This window comes from Spiroplasma endosymbiont of Colias croceus (genome assembly GCF_964020095.1).
In the GTDB taxonomy this organism is placed as follows: domain Bacteria; phylum Bacillota_I; class Bacilli_A; order Mycoplasmatales; family VBWQ01; genus Spiroplasma_E.
The window spans coordinates 1,899,907-1,916,205 of record NZ_OZ026536.1; the positions used below are offsets into that span (position 1 = coordinate 1,899,907).

Consider the following 16,299-nt stretch of genomic DNA (forward strand, 5'->3'; position numbering starts at 1 on the left):
AATAAAAAAATAAAATATTAAATTATCAAATATATTTAAATTAATAATTGTAAATTATAAATTGAAGCTATTAAATTAAATCTTAATGCAAATTTTTTTCTTCTATTTCGATATTTTTCACTAATAATTTTAAATTTTTTAAGAATCGCAAAAACATGTTCAATAACAACTCTCATTTTTGAAATAGCCTTATTATTTTTCTTTTCTTCTTTAGTTAAAGGGTTTTTCTTTGATTTTCGTTTAGGTAATAAGACATTTTTATGTATGTTTTGTATACCTTAATATCCTAAATCTACTAAAATAGTTGTTTCTGATAAAAATTTCGTTTTTGAATTTTTTAAAATTTTAAAATCATGATTTTTACCATAAGAAAAATAAGAACTTATAATTTTTTTACTATCTTTTTCAATTATGACTTGAGTTTTTATTGTATGTTTTTTTTTTTTCCTGAATAATATTGTTTTTGACTTTTTTTGGGCGTTGAATAGTACTTTCAGTCACATCAAATAACTGTTTTATCTTTAAAATTATTATTTAACAGTGATTTTTGCCCATCAAGTTGTTGAAAATCAGGATGTTTTATTAAAGTATTTTCTATTCACTTGATATTCCTATAGCAACTACTTTCACTAATTCCATAACTTTTAGCAATATGAAAATAAGTTCGATACTCTCTTCAATATTCTAAAGTCATTAATAAACGATTTTCTAATGATAATTTATTAGGTGTACCACCATTTTTAAACTTTTTTTACTTCTTCTGTCTTTAAAATTTCTAGAATTTTATTAAAAATAATATCATTTATACCAGTTAATCTTAATAATTCTGGATTGTTAATAGTTTTTAATTTATCAAACATCATAGATTACCTATCTTTTTTATTTTTAATTTTATTTTAAAAATTTAATTTTTAATAGATAGGTTTTGCAAGAAGTCTATTATAAAAAAAGCAAATATTAGTCTTAGTTCTATTCATAGAGTTTTTAAAAATTTTGAAATAATTGAAGCAAATCCAGTAAAAGTAAAATTAAAAAAAATCAGCCTATTTTTGTAGCAATTGATGATGGTCACCGAAAATTTTGAAATTTTAAACGTAAAGGTATAAAACATTCTATGCGATTAATAGTAACATATACAGATAATATTAATCACAAAGTACAAAATAAAAGAGTAAAAGCAATTATAAGGCCAACAAAAACAGCAATTGGAATTAAAAAAACTGCTGAATTTGTTAAAGAACATTGTCAAAAATTTTATGAAAACATTGAACAAGCAAAAATTATTATTTGTGGTGATAGTGCAACTTGAATTAGAACTTTAGCAAAATATTTAGGAGCATATTATGTTTTTGATAAATATCATGGTTTAAAATATTTATGAACAGCATATAAACCTAATTCTGGTAAAAGAAAATTAATTATTAATAAAGAAAAATATAATAATTATAAAATTGCTAAAGATTATTTTTGTAATGGTAATTATGATGAATTAATAAAATTTTTAATTAAAACAAAAGTTAATAAAGAAACTTTAAGAATTTTTAAAAATAATAAACAAGGAATTGAAAATCAAGGTGCAAAATGAAATATTGGTACTTTTGCTGAAAGTAATATTTGATATATTTTAAAAGAAATGCTTGGTAATAGAACATATAGTATAGATATTTATATTAAAATGGTTATTTTTAAATGTAATAAGATAAATTTAGAAACATAGTTTTAATGTATGTAATAGTTACTTATTATTTCACAATTTTGAATAGCATCTCAAAAATTATTATTTTTTATTTTTACTTTTAAACCAATAATGAAAAAAGTTAATGATAAAATTATAATTATTAAAATTGGTACTAAAATTAGACAAAAAATCACTCCAATTTGTAATTGAATTCAATTATAATAATTTCCATTACAATTAGTTATTGAGCATACAAATTTCGGAGAACAACCTAAAATATGGATTATACTGGTTGTACTTAATATTTCAAATCCATTTTTTTCTAGATTTATATGTTTTTTTGTTAATAAATTATAAATATGAGAATGATAATCACAAGAACCTATAAGAGTTAAACCTATAGTCATAATTAAAATACTAAAAATAAATAGTAATACGGTTATTAACTGTAATTTTTTAAGTGCTTTAATTGTCATCTTTAAATTCTCCTTAACATTATTTCATAAGTTTAGCACTTACTAAATTTAATTATAAGTATTTTAGTTGCAATATTTTTAAAAAAATATATTATTTAAATACAATTTCATAAAAATCCAAATTATTTCTTGTCTAAAATTATAATACGACTATATGAATTAATTTATTCCGGATTTTTGACAATCTCCCAAATTTTTCTATCATTTTAAATTAAAGTATATTGTTTTAGTAATAATGCCTATTTATCGAATATTTTAATTAACTAAAATATTTTAAAACTACTCAATTTGAGTAGTTTATTTTTTCTTTTTAAAAATTTAAATATTAGACTTCTTGCAAAACCTATCTATTAAAAATTAAATTTTTAAAATAAAATTAAAAATAAAAAAGATAGGTAATCTATGATGTTTGATAAATTAAAAACTATTAACAATCCAGAATTATTAAGATTAACTGGTATAAATGATATTATTTTTAATAAAATTCTAAAAATTTTAAAGACAGAAGAAGTAAAAAAGTTTAAAAATGGTGGTACACCTAATAAATTATCATTAGAAAATCGTTTATTAATGACTTTAGAATATTGAAGAGAGTATCGAACTTATTTTCATATTGCTAAAAGTTATGGAATTAGTGAAAGTAGTTGCTATAGGAATATCAAGTGAATAGAAAATACTTTAATAAAACATCCTGATTTTCAACAACTTGATGCGCAAAAATCACTGTTAAATAATAATTTTAAAGATAAAACAGTTATCATTGATGTGACTAAAAGTACTATTCAACGCCCAAAAAAAGTCAAAAACAATATTATTCAGGAAAAAAGAAAAAACATACAATAAAAACTCAAGTCATAATTGAAAAAGATAGGACATATTCCGTAATTAAATTTAATTAATTGTCAATAAAATTGTTTTAAAACTATTTAGTTTTATTGAATATAGAAATAAATATTTTTTGAAAAAATAGTTTAAAAAATGAGTTTACATTTTAAACAAAAAATTGTTAATAATATTTTTATATTAACTCGATAAAAATTTAAATTTTAAAAAAATATTTTTAATATTTTTTTTATTTTAATGGTTTTATTTTATTAAAAATTTCACAAAGTAAGTTAAATCTTAAGTACATAAGTCTAAATTTAGATTTTCTACATTTATTTACTAAAATTTTGAATCTTTTCAATCAAGCAAAGACATGTTCAACTTTAATTCTAATTTTAGATACAATCTTATTGTATTTTCTTTCTTGTTTAGTTAATTTTTTATTTTTAGTTCTTTTAATTGGTATTATTGTATTTTTATAAATATTTTGTATACCTTGATATCCTAAATCACCAATAATTATTGTTTTTTCTGAAAATTCAAGATTTGAATTTTTTAATATTTGAAAATCATGCACTTTACCATTATCAGCAAAAATATCAACAATTTTTTTATTAAAAAAATCATATACAATTTGAAATTTTATAGAATACATTCAACTTTTACCAGAAAAATATTCTAACTGTAGTTTTTTTAGTTGGTCTTTCAATTTCAATCTCAGTTGAATCAATTAAATAAAATTGAAATTCATTTGAATTTTCTTGTTTTTTATCAATTTTTAATTTATATCTTTCTTTTAAAAATTGGTAATCTTTGTGGTTACTAAGTTTATTTTCTACTCAAGTAATATTTCGAAAACAACTTGATGGGCTCATTTTAGATTTAATACTCATTTGAAAAAAAGTATAATATTCTTTTCAGTATAATAAAGTCATCATTAATCTTTCTTCTACTGAAAGTTTATTTTTTCGACCTTTATTTTTTTCTAATTTTTCTATTTCAATTAATTTTTCTAACATTTCATTAAAATGAAAACGTTTTATACCAAAATATCTATAAAATTCTTCATTTTTTAATTTTTTTAAATTTTCAAAAATCATTTTTATCAACACTTTTCTAAATTTATTGTTAATAACAAAATTATAAAATAAATTTTAAAATTATTAATTGACTTTTAAAAAATTTAATTACGGAATATGTCTATAGTAAAAAAATTATAAGTTCTTATTTTTCTTATGGTAAAAATCATGATTTTAAAATTTTAAAAAATTCAAAAACGAAATTTTTATCAGAAACAACTATTTTAGTAGATTTAGGATATTAAGGTATACAAAACATACATAAAAATGTCTTATTACCTAAACGAAAATCAAAGAAAAACCCTTTAACTAAAGAAGAAAAGAAAAATAATAAGGCTATTTCAAAAATGAGAGTTGTTATTGAACATGTTTTTGCGATTCTTAAAAAATTTAAAATTATTAGTGAAAAATATCGAAATAGAAGAAAAAAATTTGCATTAAGATTTAATTTAATAGCTTCAATTTATAATTTACAATTATTAATTTAAATATATTTGATAATTTAATATTTTATTTTTTTATTTGAAATAATAATTTTTGTTGTATTTTAATGACAAAAAATAAAACATATTTTGAACAATAATTTTTAAAAAATATTAAAAGTGTTATTAAAATAAATTTTTAAACTTAAAAAATGTGATTAATATCATAGTTTTGCAAGAAGTCTATTACAAAAATTATAATAAATTAATTTATATATAGAATATGAATAGTTTAGTTTCTATTAATACTTATAATATATTATAAGTAGAAAAATAATCAAATTATTAGTTTACATAAATATTAAAATTAATATATTCACAACATTTTAATTATAAATATTATAGAATTTACTAAAACTTTAATAAAAGATATTAAAAGAAATTTTAGGAGGGTACTAGAGTGAAGGGAATATTAAAATTATTAGCAATTTTTGGATTAACAGCACCATTAGCAGTAAATGTAATGGCATGTGGAAATGGTAATAGTTCTGATACTGATGATGAAGTATCGGAAAATGCTGATGTACAAGAATTATTAAAAAAAGCTAAAGAGCAAATTAGTTTAGGACTTGCAAATTTAATTAGTGAATATAAGAATTTAACTTTTGAAGATGAATTTGGTGAATCTGGAAAAGATATTACTAATAATTTAAATAGTTTATCTAAAGATAGTGACACTCTAGTTGATAGTAAAATAAAAGATATATTTTTAACTAGGCTTCAAAAAGATATTACAAATCTTATTATTGAGGATTATTTATTACAACCATCTGATTTAAAACCATTATTTAATAATATAACTACTAGTGAAATTTTAAAAATTGATTTTAATGAAACAACAATGACAAATAAACAATTCAATTGAACTAAGGAAAATGCTGATTTTGGTATTGAAAATTATGATCCAGCAACGTATAACATAACAATGTGATATAAACTTACTGCAGATTTAAAATTAAAATTATCTTATAAAGATGAAAGTAACAAAAAGACAGAAATTGAAGTATCTAATATTTTTGATTTTAATTACGCTAATACTGGTGCTAATTTAAAAGATTTAATTGAAGCTTCAACTAGTAATGTAACAAAAGTATTAAAAAATTTTATGATAGAAATGGAAAACGCCACTACTGATAGTGAAAGTTTATTACAAAAAGCAAAAGAATTAATTACTGAAAAACTTAATAACAATAAAGTTAATATTACTAAAGTTGATATTAATGCTCAATCAGAAGTGCTTCAAAAAAATGATGTTTATGCTAGTAGTGATCATATGTATGAAGCGCTTACTAAACCTACAATTGATGAAGCAATTGATTCTTTGAAAAATTATTTATCACCAACAGCAACAGCTTTTTCAGATGAGATTACTAAGTGACTTGTTGGAAAACAAGGAGTGCCTGAAGAAAATAAAAAGAAAATTAATGCTTTTGGAAAAATCACTATTAGTGATTGAAGCATTTCAGGATTAAGATTAACACCAATGAATTTAGATTTTATTAATATTAGTCCTAATCAAACGCAAGGTGAATGAGCAGAGCAAACAGCAATAGCATTAGGTAAAATATTTTATACAAAAAGTGCATTTGCTGAAGGGCGTATTGATATAACTACTAATAATAATTTAACAATATATATGAATCCTGGAGATTTTGATGACTTTGTTCAAAATAATAAAAAAATGAGTGATATTAGTGACTATATTAGTTCAAAAATAAATTCTAAAGCTACAAGCGAAGATCTTATTAAAGGTAATATTTCAGTTACTTTAAATGGTCTTTGAAAAGGAGCAAAAAATACTACTTTAAGTGATATAAATAGTGTGGAAAAATTAGATGATAATACATTTAAAGTTAAAAGAAATGCGGGTGGTATGCATGGTTATAATTATTTAACTATTCGTTATGCAAACACTAGTTTTTTAACTGGAATGATTAAGAATCATAAAAATAATCATATTTTATTTGATAATTGAATTATTAAAAAAGCAGATACTAATGTTTGATAATTTAAATTATTTTTCAAATTTTTTTGTTATGATAAAAAATTTCTAATATAATTTAAATTTTTAAATTGATTAAAATTAAAAATTTGTATAGTATTTTAATTATTATTTTTATATTTTCATTTCTAAAAATTTATGGGAGCGTGTCGAAGATGTCGGTAACTAAAAAGTTTTAAAAATAGCTCCTTTCTTTTTTTACCCTTGAATTAAAAATAAATGACAAAAGACGAGAATAAAAATCTTGTCTTTTTTTTTGTAATTGTAAAATTTTAAAATTTTTATTATTAACATCCTTTAAATATCTACTACACGCAATGACCAAGTAGGAGAAAGTTAATAATTAATAACCCTCTTTAACGCTATTATCAACACGTGTTAGGGAACTAAAACAGTGAACTACAACACAGTTGTTAAAAATAGTAGCTAGAACATGTGGACTTGCATGGATAAATAAAAAGTGGAGTGATACCTAATAAAATATACTAACCAGTAATGGTAATTCTTGGGGTGGGAGCGAATTGGAAACTAGTATATATAGACCTGTTGTAGGGACCTATTGTATTAATTCTATTCTTTATTTAACCAACCTTGCCACTCCCCAGTGAGCAAGTGTTGGTTTTATTTTTTATTTTTTTTGAAAAATTTTTTGGGCGAGAAAATAAATTTCAAACTTGTAAAAAAAATTGAGCAGTGCCGGTTCAATTAAAATATTAATTTGTTAAACACAAATTAAATAAATATTGAATCGAATGCCTCAATGTTTTTTAAAATTTCACAATTTATTTTTGAGCCCAGAATTTCTGGAATGAATAAAACGAATAGTATTAATAATATAAAAATTAAAATATATGTCCTTTATGCTAGAAAGCAACAGGACATATTATGAAAGGATTATTATGGCAATAGAAATTCTTGATTATGAAGCACTAAGAAAGATTGATAATAAAATTAAAAAAAGAAGAAAAAGATGTGTTGAATGTAATGAATTATATGAAGATGACAAAATGAATATGCTTTATCGCTTTAAAACAGAATTAGAAGCAGAACAACATGATATTAAAAAATATGAAGATGATTATGATATAGAAGAACATTTGGATTATAAAAATCCATATGGATATGTTTGTGATTGATGTGCAGATTAATATGCAAATAGAATTTAAAAAAGAACAAATTGTTAAAGATAAACCACAATCTATTCTTATTGATTATGTTGAATATAAATTATCACTTCCAAAATGGATGATTAAAAATAATTCTTTTATTGTTGATAACAGTTACACATATTGAGTTTTTAATTTAGACAATGTTAAAAGAGAACTAAATGGTAATGAATTAGTAAAATTATTAGAACCATATATTTCTGAGCAAAAAATAACTGTTAATAAACCAACGACTCCAAAAGAATATTATCTTAATGATATAAAACTTGAACCATTAACATTTTATGAACAGCATAATAGTTGATTTATGGGTGAAATAACTGATAACAAAACTAAAATTTGGAATGGCAACACTTTTTAGGACTATTTTTTGGTAAACATTTGTTGTTGATATTTAACTGGAGTTAAGTAGTTTAAAGTGCTGTGAATTCTTATATTGTTATATCAATTGATGTAATCAAATAATTCTAATTTTAATTGGATTAATGATGTAAAATTTTTATCATTAATAAATTCGGTTTTAAAAGTTTTAAAAGTTGCTTCAGCAACAGCATTATCATAAGGACAACCTTTTTTACTTAAAGAACGGTTAATGTTGAATGCTAGTAAAAGTTTATCAATAATTTTATTGTTAAATTCATTACCGCGATCACTATGAAATATTTGAATATCTTTTAAACAGCGATTTGATTGCATAAATGCTTGATGTACTAATGATGCATCTTTTTTAACTCCAACACTATGTCCGATAATTTCGCGGTTAAATAGGTCTATTAATAGGCAAATATAGTTTCACCTACCATTAACTTGTACATAAGTTAAATCACTAACAATAACTTCATTTTTAATCCTATTCTTAAATTTTCTATTAACAAGATTAGTTATTTGACTATCGTTAACTTTGTTATTATGATTTTTGAATGATAATTTAGTATATTTTGATATTAAATTATGTTCATTCATAATTTTTTTAATTTTTCTGCGCGATAAATAAATTTCTTGGTTTTCTAGAATTTTTTTTAATCTTCTAGTACCATAAACTTCTTTATTTTCTTTAAAAGCACTAATAACAGCTTCATCATAAATATTATTTTTGATTTTATTTTCTTTTTTCTTTAAATTAAAATAATATGTTGATTTAGATATTTTTAAAAAACGACACATTGTGCGAATTTTATATTTAGCTTTATTTTTGACAATAATTTCTATTTTCTGCCTATTATTAGTGCTGCTTGCTTTAAAATATCATTTTCCATTCGTAATTGCTTTAATTCTTTTCTTAATTTAATTAATTCATTTTCTTCAAAAGAACGATTATCTTTAGTTTTAAAACTTCCTGAATTACTAAATTACTTAATTCAATTGTAAGTAGCTGCTCTTGTAACATTATATTCTTTAGCAAGGCAAGATACTGATTTGCCACTTTGATATAAAGCTACTATTTGTTTTTTAAATTCATCGGTATATGAGTTAATATTGGCCATAATTATAGTTCCTTTCTTTTAACAAATTTGTTTACTTGTCTACGTAATTAGTGTCCAATAAATTGTAACCCATCCAATTACTAATCCTTGTTTTAAATATAACATTACGTGAGAAGAAAACAGAAAAGGTTTTAAAATAAATAATCCATATAAACATGATGCTTTACCAATTAATTATATAGTTACTTCTTATAAGGAACTTTCAACTCATAATGAAAAAGTATTTTTGTTGAACATGTAAACAACATAAATTTGATTATTTATTCTTTAATACTGATGATATAAAAACAAGAAAATATTTTTTAAGAGATAAAAATAGTAAAGCAATTTGTTATGACTGTATTTTAAATATTAGGTTAAGTAGGAGGCATAAATATGGATAAAGAAAAACCATTTTCTGTTAAAGACCAAGAAATTATTAATGAATATAATAAAAAACGTAGTAAAGAAATAACAGAAGAATATTTAAATAATATAGAAAAATTAAGAAAAGATTTTAAAAAAGAAGTAATTAATGAATATAAAGAAAAAATAATTAATAGAATACTTGATTATGAAACCTTTTATATTGGTGATACACAAGGTTTAACTCCATTCGGATTTATTATTAAATTAAGAGATGAAATTAAAATGGTGACTTTGAATAATGAAATATGACTTAATTATTGGTATTGACCCTGCTGGTATTGGCAATAATGGAATTGTTATATATTCAAGCGAAACTAATAGTATTTTATTTTATAACACATTTAAAACAAAAACTGTTTTAGAAAGTAAAAACTTTTATAAAAAACACCTTTCAGGAATAAAAAAATTTTTTGATAATCATAAAATATTAGTTACTGTAGAAAATTTCTTTTTAAGTTCAAAACAATTATTAACTAATCCATTAGCAACTCCTAAAATTATTGGTGCATTAATGGTATTAGTTCAAGATGTTATGAATTGAGATTATCAAGAAAGTGAACCAAAAAATAAAACTAAAATAGAAAATTATAAAGGAAATATAAAATTTACAAAACATGAACAAGATGCATATAAGCATATTCAATATTATTTAAGGAAATTATAAACATGAAAGATAAAGCAAATTATGTCAAATTAACAGTAAAACTGAGTAACAGTATTGAAGCAAAATATTACGAAAAAGGTAATAAAGAATTATATTATAGTGTTCGTGGTCAATGAAATGGATTAAATTATGTTACTTTAATTTTTAATAACCCAAAACTTTATAATCGATGTATTTTATTAAACAAAAATGATGAAATTTTAGTAACTGGTGAAATCTTTAATAATTGAAATATGAATATAAATCGTGCATTTTGTTCAATCAATGTTAAATGATTTAAAAAATGAAAAGAGTAAAAAATGATATTATGAAAAATTTTATTAATAGTACCGATATTAATAACAAGTATAACTATTTTAATATTTTTAATTTATATAATTATAGATTTAAAAAATGAATATAAAGTTTTAAATCTATTAAATTCAATTGCAAAAGATTTAGAAAAGAAAGATAAAAATAAGGAGAATAAATAATATGATTAATGATTATGATTGAATATGATATTGTGATAGTTATCCTTGTAAAAATAATAATAGTAATCAAGAAATATATGTTTGTTCAATTACAAAAAATACAAAATTAGGATTATGTAAAACTCATTTAAATAATTATAAAAATATAAAAATTGATTATGTTATTGAAATTAAGGAGAATAAATAATGGAATATTGAACAAAGTATAAATGTGTTTTTTGTGGAGAAATAATAATTGGAGATGAAGAAAATATTGAACATGTAAGAGAACATAGAAAGGGTATTAGATAATGAAAAAAGTTGAAATTAATAAAGAAAAATTACTTGAACATATTAAAAATATAAATTTTAGAGGAATTTTCGGTTTATTAATTAAAAAAATAGAAAATGGAGAAATTAACTAATGACTAATTGTGAACATGAAGATGTAAGTATTGAATTAATATTTAGATGTAATAATTGTAAAGCTGTTCAATTTCAACATCCAAAAAAATAAGAAGGAGAAATAACTAATGAAAATGTGTATTGATTGTAAACAACATTATAATTGACCAAATTGTAAAAATTGTTTTAAAAATAATGATAATAAAAATTAAAAAGAATAATAAATGTGGTTATGGTAGAGTCTATTCCCATAAATGTAAGAACCTGTTTAGGATCTTTTTTCATGTTCAAAAAATTTTAACAAAATACAGGCAAATTATTTAAAAAGCACTTATATTTTTTTTAATAATAAAAATAAAAAAAATAAAATACATTTAATCATGTTATTTTTAACATAAATTAAAACTCAAAAACTGTATTAATAATTTTTCAAAAGATTCCAAACAGGTTCTAATAACTTATGTAAGCAAAAACAAAATAAAAGAGTTAGAAAAGAAAGGTTAAATTATGAATAAAGAAAATATACCATGTTGTTTTAGTGAAGTTAATGAACTTGGTAAACATATAACAAATTGTACTAATTTACCAACAAAATTAGATAAAGATAATGTACAAGTAAGATATTTTTGTGAAGAACATATGATTAAAGTTGAAAAAATAAGAAGAAAAATGGCTCAAAAATATATTAGACTTCTTGCAAAACTATGATATTAATCACATTTTTTGGTAATGTTTAGTAATCTGTGTAACTTACAAAAATAACTATGTTTAATTAATTCTAGTAAATATAATTAAATGACTAGAAAGAGTGAGTTACAGATGGCTAAAAAGCAAAATATTAATAATAATGATCCAATATCAAAAGCAGTAGATTTATTATTAGAAAATACTGAAGATTTAACAACAGTTTTTAAAGAGGGAGGATTGTATAAAGAATTAACAAAAAGATTAGTAGAAAAAATGTTGAATTCTGAGATGCAAAATTATTTGGGATATGAAAAGAATCAACATAGTAATAGTGACAATGCTCGTAATGGTATAAGTTCAAAAAAAATAATAACTCAACAAGGTAAAATTGAGATTGATGTACCACGAGATCGCAATAGTAATTTTAATCCTATAATAGTTGCAAAAAGACAAAGAAGATTTGATGGTTTTGATCAACAAGTTCTTTCTTTATATGCAAAAGGTATGACATTATCAGATATTAGAATGCAATTACAAGAGTTATATCATGGTGCTGATATTAGTGAAAGTGTTATTAGTCAAATTACTGATGATGTTATTGATGATGTAAAAGCATGGCAAAATCGACCATTAGAAAGTGTCTATCCGATTGTTTATTTTGATTGCATAGTAGTGAAAGTACGACAAGATAAAAGGATTATTAATAAATCAGTTTATATAGCTTTAGGAGTTGATTTAGAAGGTAAAAAAGATGTTTTAGGTTTATGAATTAGTGAAAATGAAGGTGCTAAATTTTGATTAGCAAATTTAACAGAAATGAAAAATCGTGGCTTAAATGATATTCTTATTGCCTGCAGTGATAATTTAACAGGCATGTCAGAAGCAATACAATCAGTTTATCTTAAAACAGAACATCAATTATGCATAGTTCATCAAATTAGAAATAGTTTGAAATATGTCTCATATAAGCATAGAAAATCTCTAGTTGCAGATTTAAAACCAATTTATACTGCATGTAGTGAAGAACAAGCAATGCAGGCTTTAGAATCCTTTGAAAATAAGTGAAATAAACAATATCCTCAAATTGCTAAATCTTGATATAAAAATTGAGATAATTTAATGGTTTTTATTAGTTATCCTACAGAAATCAAAAGAGTTATTTATACAACAAATGCTATTGAATCTGTAAATAGTCAATTACGAAAAGTTATCAGAAATAAAAAAGTTTTTCCTAATGATATGGCAGTTTTTAAAATATTTTATTTAGCAATTGAAAATATAACAAAAAAATGAACAATGCCCATTCAAAATTGAAATACAGCAATTGCTCATTTTATGATAAAATTTGAAGATAGAATTAATCTAAACTAGTACTTTGTAAAACAAAGATACACAGATTACATAAAAGCCTCCATTTTTTAAGTTTAAAAATTTATTTTAATAACACTTTTAATATTTTTTAAAAATTATTGTTCAAAATATGTTTTATTTTTTGTCATTAAAATACAACAAAAATTATTATTTCAAATAAAAAAATAAAATATTAAATTATCAAATATATTTAAATTAATAATTGTAAATTATAAATTGAAGCTATTAAATTAAATCTTAATGCAAATTTTTTTCTTCTATTTCGATATTTTTCACTAATAATTTTAAATTTTTTAAGAATCGCAAAAACATGTTCAATAACAACTCTCATTTTTGAAATAGCCTTATTATTTTTCTTTTCTTCTTTAGTTAAAGGGTTTTTCTTTGATTTTCGTTTAGGTAATAAGACATTTTTATGTATGTTTTGTATACCTTGATATCCTAAATCTACTAAAATAGTTGTTTCTGATAAAAATTTCGTTTTTGAATTTTTTAAAATTTTAAAATCATGATTTTTACCATAAGAAAAATAAGAACTTATAATTTTTTTACTATCTTTTTCAATTATGACTTGAGTTTTTATTGTATGTTTTTTCTTTTTTCCTGAATAATATTGTTTTTGACTTTTTTTGGGCGTTGAATAGTACTTTCAGTCACATCAATGATAACTGTTTTATCTTTAAAATTATTATTTAACAGTGATTTTTGCCCATCAAGTTGTTGAAAATCAGGATGTTTTATTAAAGTATTTTCTATTCACTTGATATTCCTATAGCAACTACTTTCACTAATTCCATAACTTTTAGCAATATGAAAATAAGTTCGATACTCTCTTCAATATTCTAAAGTCATTAATAAACGATTTTCTAATGATAATTTATTAGGTGTACCACCATTTTTAAACTTTTTTACTTCTTCTGTCTTTAAAATTTCTAGAATTTTATTAAAAATAATATCATTTATACCAGTTAATCTTAATAATTCTGGATTGTTAATAGTTTTTAATTTATCAAACATCATAGATTACCTATCTTTTTTATTTTTAATTTTATTTTAAAAATTAAATTTTTAATAGATAGGTTTTGCAAGAAGTCTAATTTTATATCTATGCCGGTGCGTGTTCCAAATTTAAGACATTTAACTGTATTTTTTGATATTCATGGAACTACAGATTTAACTATTCCACCAGATGTTTTATTTGGTCAAGTTAATATTTTTTCAAGTGAGAAAGTAACACCAGTTCCACCAAATAGTCCTTTTAATCCTGAGTATGAACGAGTTAGTTGATATGATGTTTTTGGTCAATTGCGTAATGCTTTTAGATGAGTACTTTATGGTGTTGTTGGTAAAGTTTTACCCGTTGAACCTTTAAGAGAATTTTTTGCTAAACTTGACGGATTATTGAGACGTATTTTTGATGATACTATTAGTTCTGTTTTAAATGTTGATTTTACTAGTGGTTTAGAACAAGTTTTAACTTTATGAGTATTTTTAAAAGCAGTAGGATTTTTAGTTGGTTAGGAGTTTATTATGAAAAAGAAAGATTTATTTGAAATTTGTAGTGGAGTTATTTTTTGTTTTTTAATATCATCGCTTACTGCGTTATTTTTTGATTTTGATGTAGACAAATTAAAGTTATTTTTTGAAAATGCTAGTTTTGGTTCAAAAATTTTAATTTTCTTTTTTGATTTTATTTTTCCCTTTATTTTAAGTTCATATTTTGTAGAGTTTTGTTTTTGAATTAAAAATAAGTTTAAAAATAAAAGTAAGGTGGTTAAATAATGCCTTGATATGGTTATTTACTTTTAGGAGTTATATTATTAATAATATTTTATCCATTTTTAATAACTAGAAAAAATATAAAAATATTACAACGTGTAGGTAGTTATATAATTTCAGCACCACCACGTACTGGTAAATCTGCTCTTGCTTGTTGTTTAGCACAAAAACATAAGGGTAGGGTAGTAAGTCCTATTCCTATTAAAGTTCCTAATGAGTATAGTTATCGTTGTTCTTATGATGATGTTTTTAAATTTAATCAATTAAATAGTAATTATGCTTTTAAAGAGTGTGATATGGTTGTTTTAGATGAGTTAGGTTTGAAAATTAATAGTAATGATTTGTCGCCCGAATTTAAAGAAACACAAGAAAGTTTAGGAATGTTTTGTAAATTAATAGGTCATAACTTTAATGGAATTATGTATATGATTGAACAACATCCCGATAGAATACCAAAACAAGCACGTGAAAAAGTTGAATATATTGTGCAAGTTAAAACAATGCGTATTTTGTTATTTTTAGTTAAGTTTAAACTAAATATTTATACTAATGTTGATGATTATAATAAAGTTGTATTATCTAAAAGACAAACAAAGCGAATAATTAAACGTGGTGGATTACCACCTAGTTATAGTGGTGAAACTATGACTTTTAGTTTATGATTTCCTAGGTCTTATTTACAAAGATATAATAGTCGTGCTTTAAATTATATTCATTCGTTAAAGAGTGAATTAAGTACTGTTAAAGACTATGAACAATCACAACCATTAGATTTTACTGTTGATGATATTAGAGCAGTAGGATTAGATAAGTTGGCTAATATATTACAAACTGAAAAGAAAGAAACTGAAAATACTGTATGCCGTACTTGTTATTATAGAAATAAATATTCTAAGAAAAATAAGAAAGATGTTAAAAAAGAGTAAACCTATATTATTGGTCGAAACCAACCAGAACCTTGGTTGGTTGGCCGTGGCGTTTACGCCACTGGGGTGAGTTGCGAAGCAACTAGGGGCAAAGCCCCTATATACTTGGTTTAAAATCTAGTCATATCTGGGATACGGCCAGTTTATAATGGCTGTTGAAAAACCTTTTAAAAATCGTCAAAATCAATTTCAAATTGATTTTATCACTATTAAAACTTGAATAGCTAATACAGAGGAATTAAAAACACTATTAAGAAAAAATGCAATTATTGGTATTAAAGGTAGAATTCAAACATTTGCTAATAAAGCTAATGATTTTTACTATACAGAAATTATTGCTGATCGTATTATTTATTTAACTTAAAAGTAATTAAAAAATGGTCTTAATTATTGACTAATTAAGACCATTTTTATT

General features: G+C 22.1%; 20 protein-coding genes and 2 pseudogenes. 17 read left to right on the forward strand and 5 right to left on the reverse strand.

What is annotated here, in order from left to right; all coding sequences use genetic code 4:
• Nucleotides 1-35 precede the first annotated feature (35 nt).
• Nucleotides 36-863, reverse strand: a pseudogene (locus tag AACL24_RS11765) (IS5 family transposase).
• 251 nt (nt 864-1,114) lie between these two features.
• Between AACL24_RS11765 and AACL24_RS11770 the strand changes: the two are divergent.
• Nucleotides 1,115-1,717 carry a hypothetical protein gene (locus tag AACL24_RS11770; RefSeq protein WP_339046885.1) on the forward strand — a complete coding sequence of 201 codons (603 nt, stop codon included), beginning with the start codon at nt 1,115-1,117 and terminating at the stop codon, nt 1,715-1,717.
• Nucleotides 1,718-2,556: 839 nt separating this feature from the next.
• Entirely contained in the window at nt 2,557-2,997 is a 441-nt protein-coding gene (locus AACL24_RS11775; RefSeq protein ID WP_339046887.1) for a transposase family protein, read from the forward strand.
• A gap of 229 nt (nt 2,998-3,226) precedes the next feature.
• On the opposite strand, the gene AACL24_RS11780 is transcribed toward AACL24_RS11775, so the two are convergent.
• Both AACL24_RS11780 and AACL24_RS11785 read right to left on the reverse strand, forming a co-directional pair.
• Nucleotides 3,227-3,634 carry a transposase family protein gene (locus AACL24_RS11780; protein ID WP_339045908.1) on the reverse strand — a complete coding sequence of 136 codons (408 nt, stop codon included), beginning with the start codon at nt 3,632-3,634 and terminating at the stop codon, nt 3,227-3,229.
• 7 nt (nt 3,635-3,641) lie between these two features.
• Entirely contained in the window at nt 3,642-4,079 is a 438-nt protein-coding gene (locus tag AACL24_RS11785) for a transposase family protein (protein ID WP_339046404.1), read from the reverse strand.
• Between the two features lie 251 nt (nt 4,080-4,330).
• Here AACL24_RS11785 and AACL24_RS11790 point away from each other — a divergent pair, with 251 nt between their 5' ends.
• The 4 genes from AACL24_RS11790 to AACL24_RS11805 all read left to right on the forward strand — a co-directional run bounded on the left by AACL24_RS11790 (nt 4,331) and on the right by AACL24_RS11805 (nt 8,069).
• Nucleotides 4,331-4,546, forward strand: coding sequence for a transposase family protein (locus AACL24_RS11790; protein ID WP_339049445.1), 216 nt, complete (start codon nt 4,331-4,333; stop codon nt 4,544-4,546).
• Between the two features lie 394 nt (nt 4,547-4,940).
• A complete protein-coding gene (locus AACL24_RS11795) occupies nt 4,941-6,548 on the forward strand; it encodes a hypothetical protein (RefSeq protein WP_339046889.1) in 1,608 nt (535 codons plus the stop codon).
• Nucleotides 6,549-7,441: 893 nt separating this feature from the next.
• Complete coding sequence (locus AACL24_RS11800; RefSeq protein WP_339046891.1) at nt 7,442-7,690, forward strand: hypothetical protein; 249 nt, start codon at nt 7,442-7,444, stop codon at nt 7,688-7,690.
• Between the two features lies 1 nt (nt 7,691).
• A complete protein-coding gene (locus AACL24_RS11805) occupies nt 7,692-8,069 on the forward strand; it encodes a hypothetical protein (protein ID WP_339046893.1) in 378 nt (125 codons plus the stop codon).
• Nucleotides 8,070-8,071: 2 nt separating this feature from the next.
• On the opposite strand, the pseudogene AACL24_RS11810 reads toward AACL24_RS11805, so the two are convergent.
• Nucleotides 8,072-9,192: pseudogene (locus AACL24_RS11810) on the reverse strand (IS3 family transposase).
• Between the two features lie 375 nt (nt 9,193-9,567).
• On the opposite strand from AACL24_RS11810, the gene AACL24_RS11815 reads away from it, so the two are divergent.
• The 7 genes from AACL24_RS11815 (at nt 9,568) to AACL24_RS11845 (ending at nt 13,179) form a co-directional block, all read left to right on the forward strand.
• On the forward strand, nt 9,568-9,888 hold the full coding sequence (locus AACL24_RS11815; protein WP_339046894.1) for a hypothetical protein: 321 nt from the start codon (nt 9,568-9,570) through the stop codon (nt 9,886-9,888).
• Nucleotides 9,839-10,264, forward strand: a complete 426-nt coding sequence (locus AACL24_RS11820) for a hypothetical protein (protein ID WP_339046896.1) — start codon at nt 9,839-9,841, stop codon at nt 10,262-10,264. Before AACL24_RS11815 ends, AACL24_RS11820 begins: the two co-directional genes overlap by 50 nt.
• A 2-nt stretch (nt 10,265-10,266) precedes the next feature.
• Complete coding sequence (locus AACL24_RS11825) at nt 10,267-10,560, forward strand: hypothetical protein (protein WP_339046898.1); 294 nt, start codon at nt 10,267-10,269, stop codon at nt 10,558-10,560.
• A gap of 3 nt (nt 10,561-10,563) precedes the next feature.
• Complete coding sequence (locus AACL24_RS11830) at nt 10,564-10,737, forward strand: hypothetical protein (protein ID WP_339046679.1); 174 nt, start codon at nt 10,564-10,566, stop codon at nt 10,735-10,737.
• A 1-nt stretch (nt 10,738) separates the two neighbouring features.
• Nucleotides 10,739-10,924: a hypothetical protein gene (locus tag AACL24_RS11835; protein WP_339046900.1), complete on the forward strand. Its 186-nt coding sequence runs from the start codon at nt 10,739-10,741 to the stop codon at nt 10,922-10,924.
• Between the two features lie 704 nt (nt 10,925-11,628).
• Complete coding sequence (locus tag AACL24_RS11840) at nt 11,629-11,835, forward strand: hypothetical protein (protein ID WP_339046902.1); 207 nt, start codon at nt 11,629-11,631, stop codon at nt 11,833-11,835.
• 105 nt (nt 11,836-11,940) lie between these two features.
• Entirely contained in the window at nt 11,941-13,179 is a 1,239-nt protein-coding gene (locus AACL24_RS11845) for an IS256 family transposase (RefSeq protein ID WP_339046650.1), read from the forward strand.
• Nucleotides 13,180-13,369: 190 nt separating this feature from the next.
• Here the strand turns inward: AACL24_RS11845 and AACL24_RS11850 are convergent.
• A protein-coding gene (locus AACL24_RS11850) for an IS5 family transposase (RefSeq protein ID WP_339045885.1) occupies nt 13,370-14,199 on the reverse strand; the annotation gives its coding sequence in 2 pieces (ribosomal slippage) (nt 13,370-13,803 and nt 13,803-14,199; 831 coding nt in all).
• A gap of 87 nt (nt 14,200-14,286) precedes the next feature.
• Here AACL24_RS11850 and AACL24_RS11855 point away from each other — a divergent pair.
• From AACL24_RS11855 to AACL24_RS11870, 4 genes are all read left to right on the forward strand, one after another.
• Nucleotides 14,287-14,700: a hypothetical protein gene (locus AACL24_RS11855; protein WP_339046904.1), complete on the forward strand. Its 414-nt coding sequence runs from the start codon at nt 14,287-14,289 to the stop codon at nt 14,698-14,700.
• A gap of 9 nt (nt 14,701-14,709) precedes the next feature.
• Nucleotides 14,710-14,961, forward strand: coding sequence for a hypothetical protein (locus tag AACL24_RS11860; RefSeq protein WP_174481476.1), 252 nt, complete (start codon nt 14,710-14,712; stop codon nt 14,959-14,961).
• Nucleotides 14,961-15,884: a hypothetical protein gene (locus AACL24_RS11865; RefSeq protein WP_339046907.1), complete on the forward strand. Its 924-nt coding sequence runs from the start codon at nt 14,961-14,963 to the stop codon at nt 15,882-15,884. Before AACL24_RS11860 ends, AACL24_RS11865 begins: the two co-directional genes overlap by 1 nt.
• 148 nt (nt 15,885-16,032) lie before the next feature.
• Nucleotides 16,033-16,248: a single-stranded DNA-binding protein gene (locus AACL24_RS11870; protein WP_339046909.1), complete on the forward strand. Its 216-nt coding sequence runs from the start codon at nt 16,033-16,035 to the stop codon at nt 16,246-16,248.
• Nucleotides 16,249-16,299: the final 51 nt, after the last annotated feature.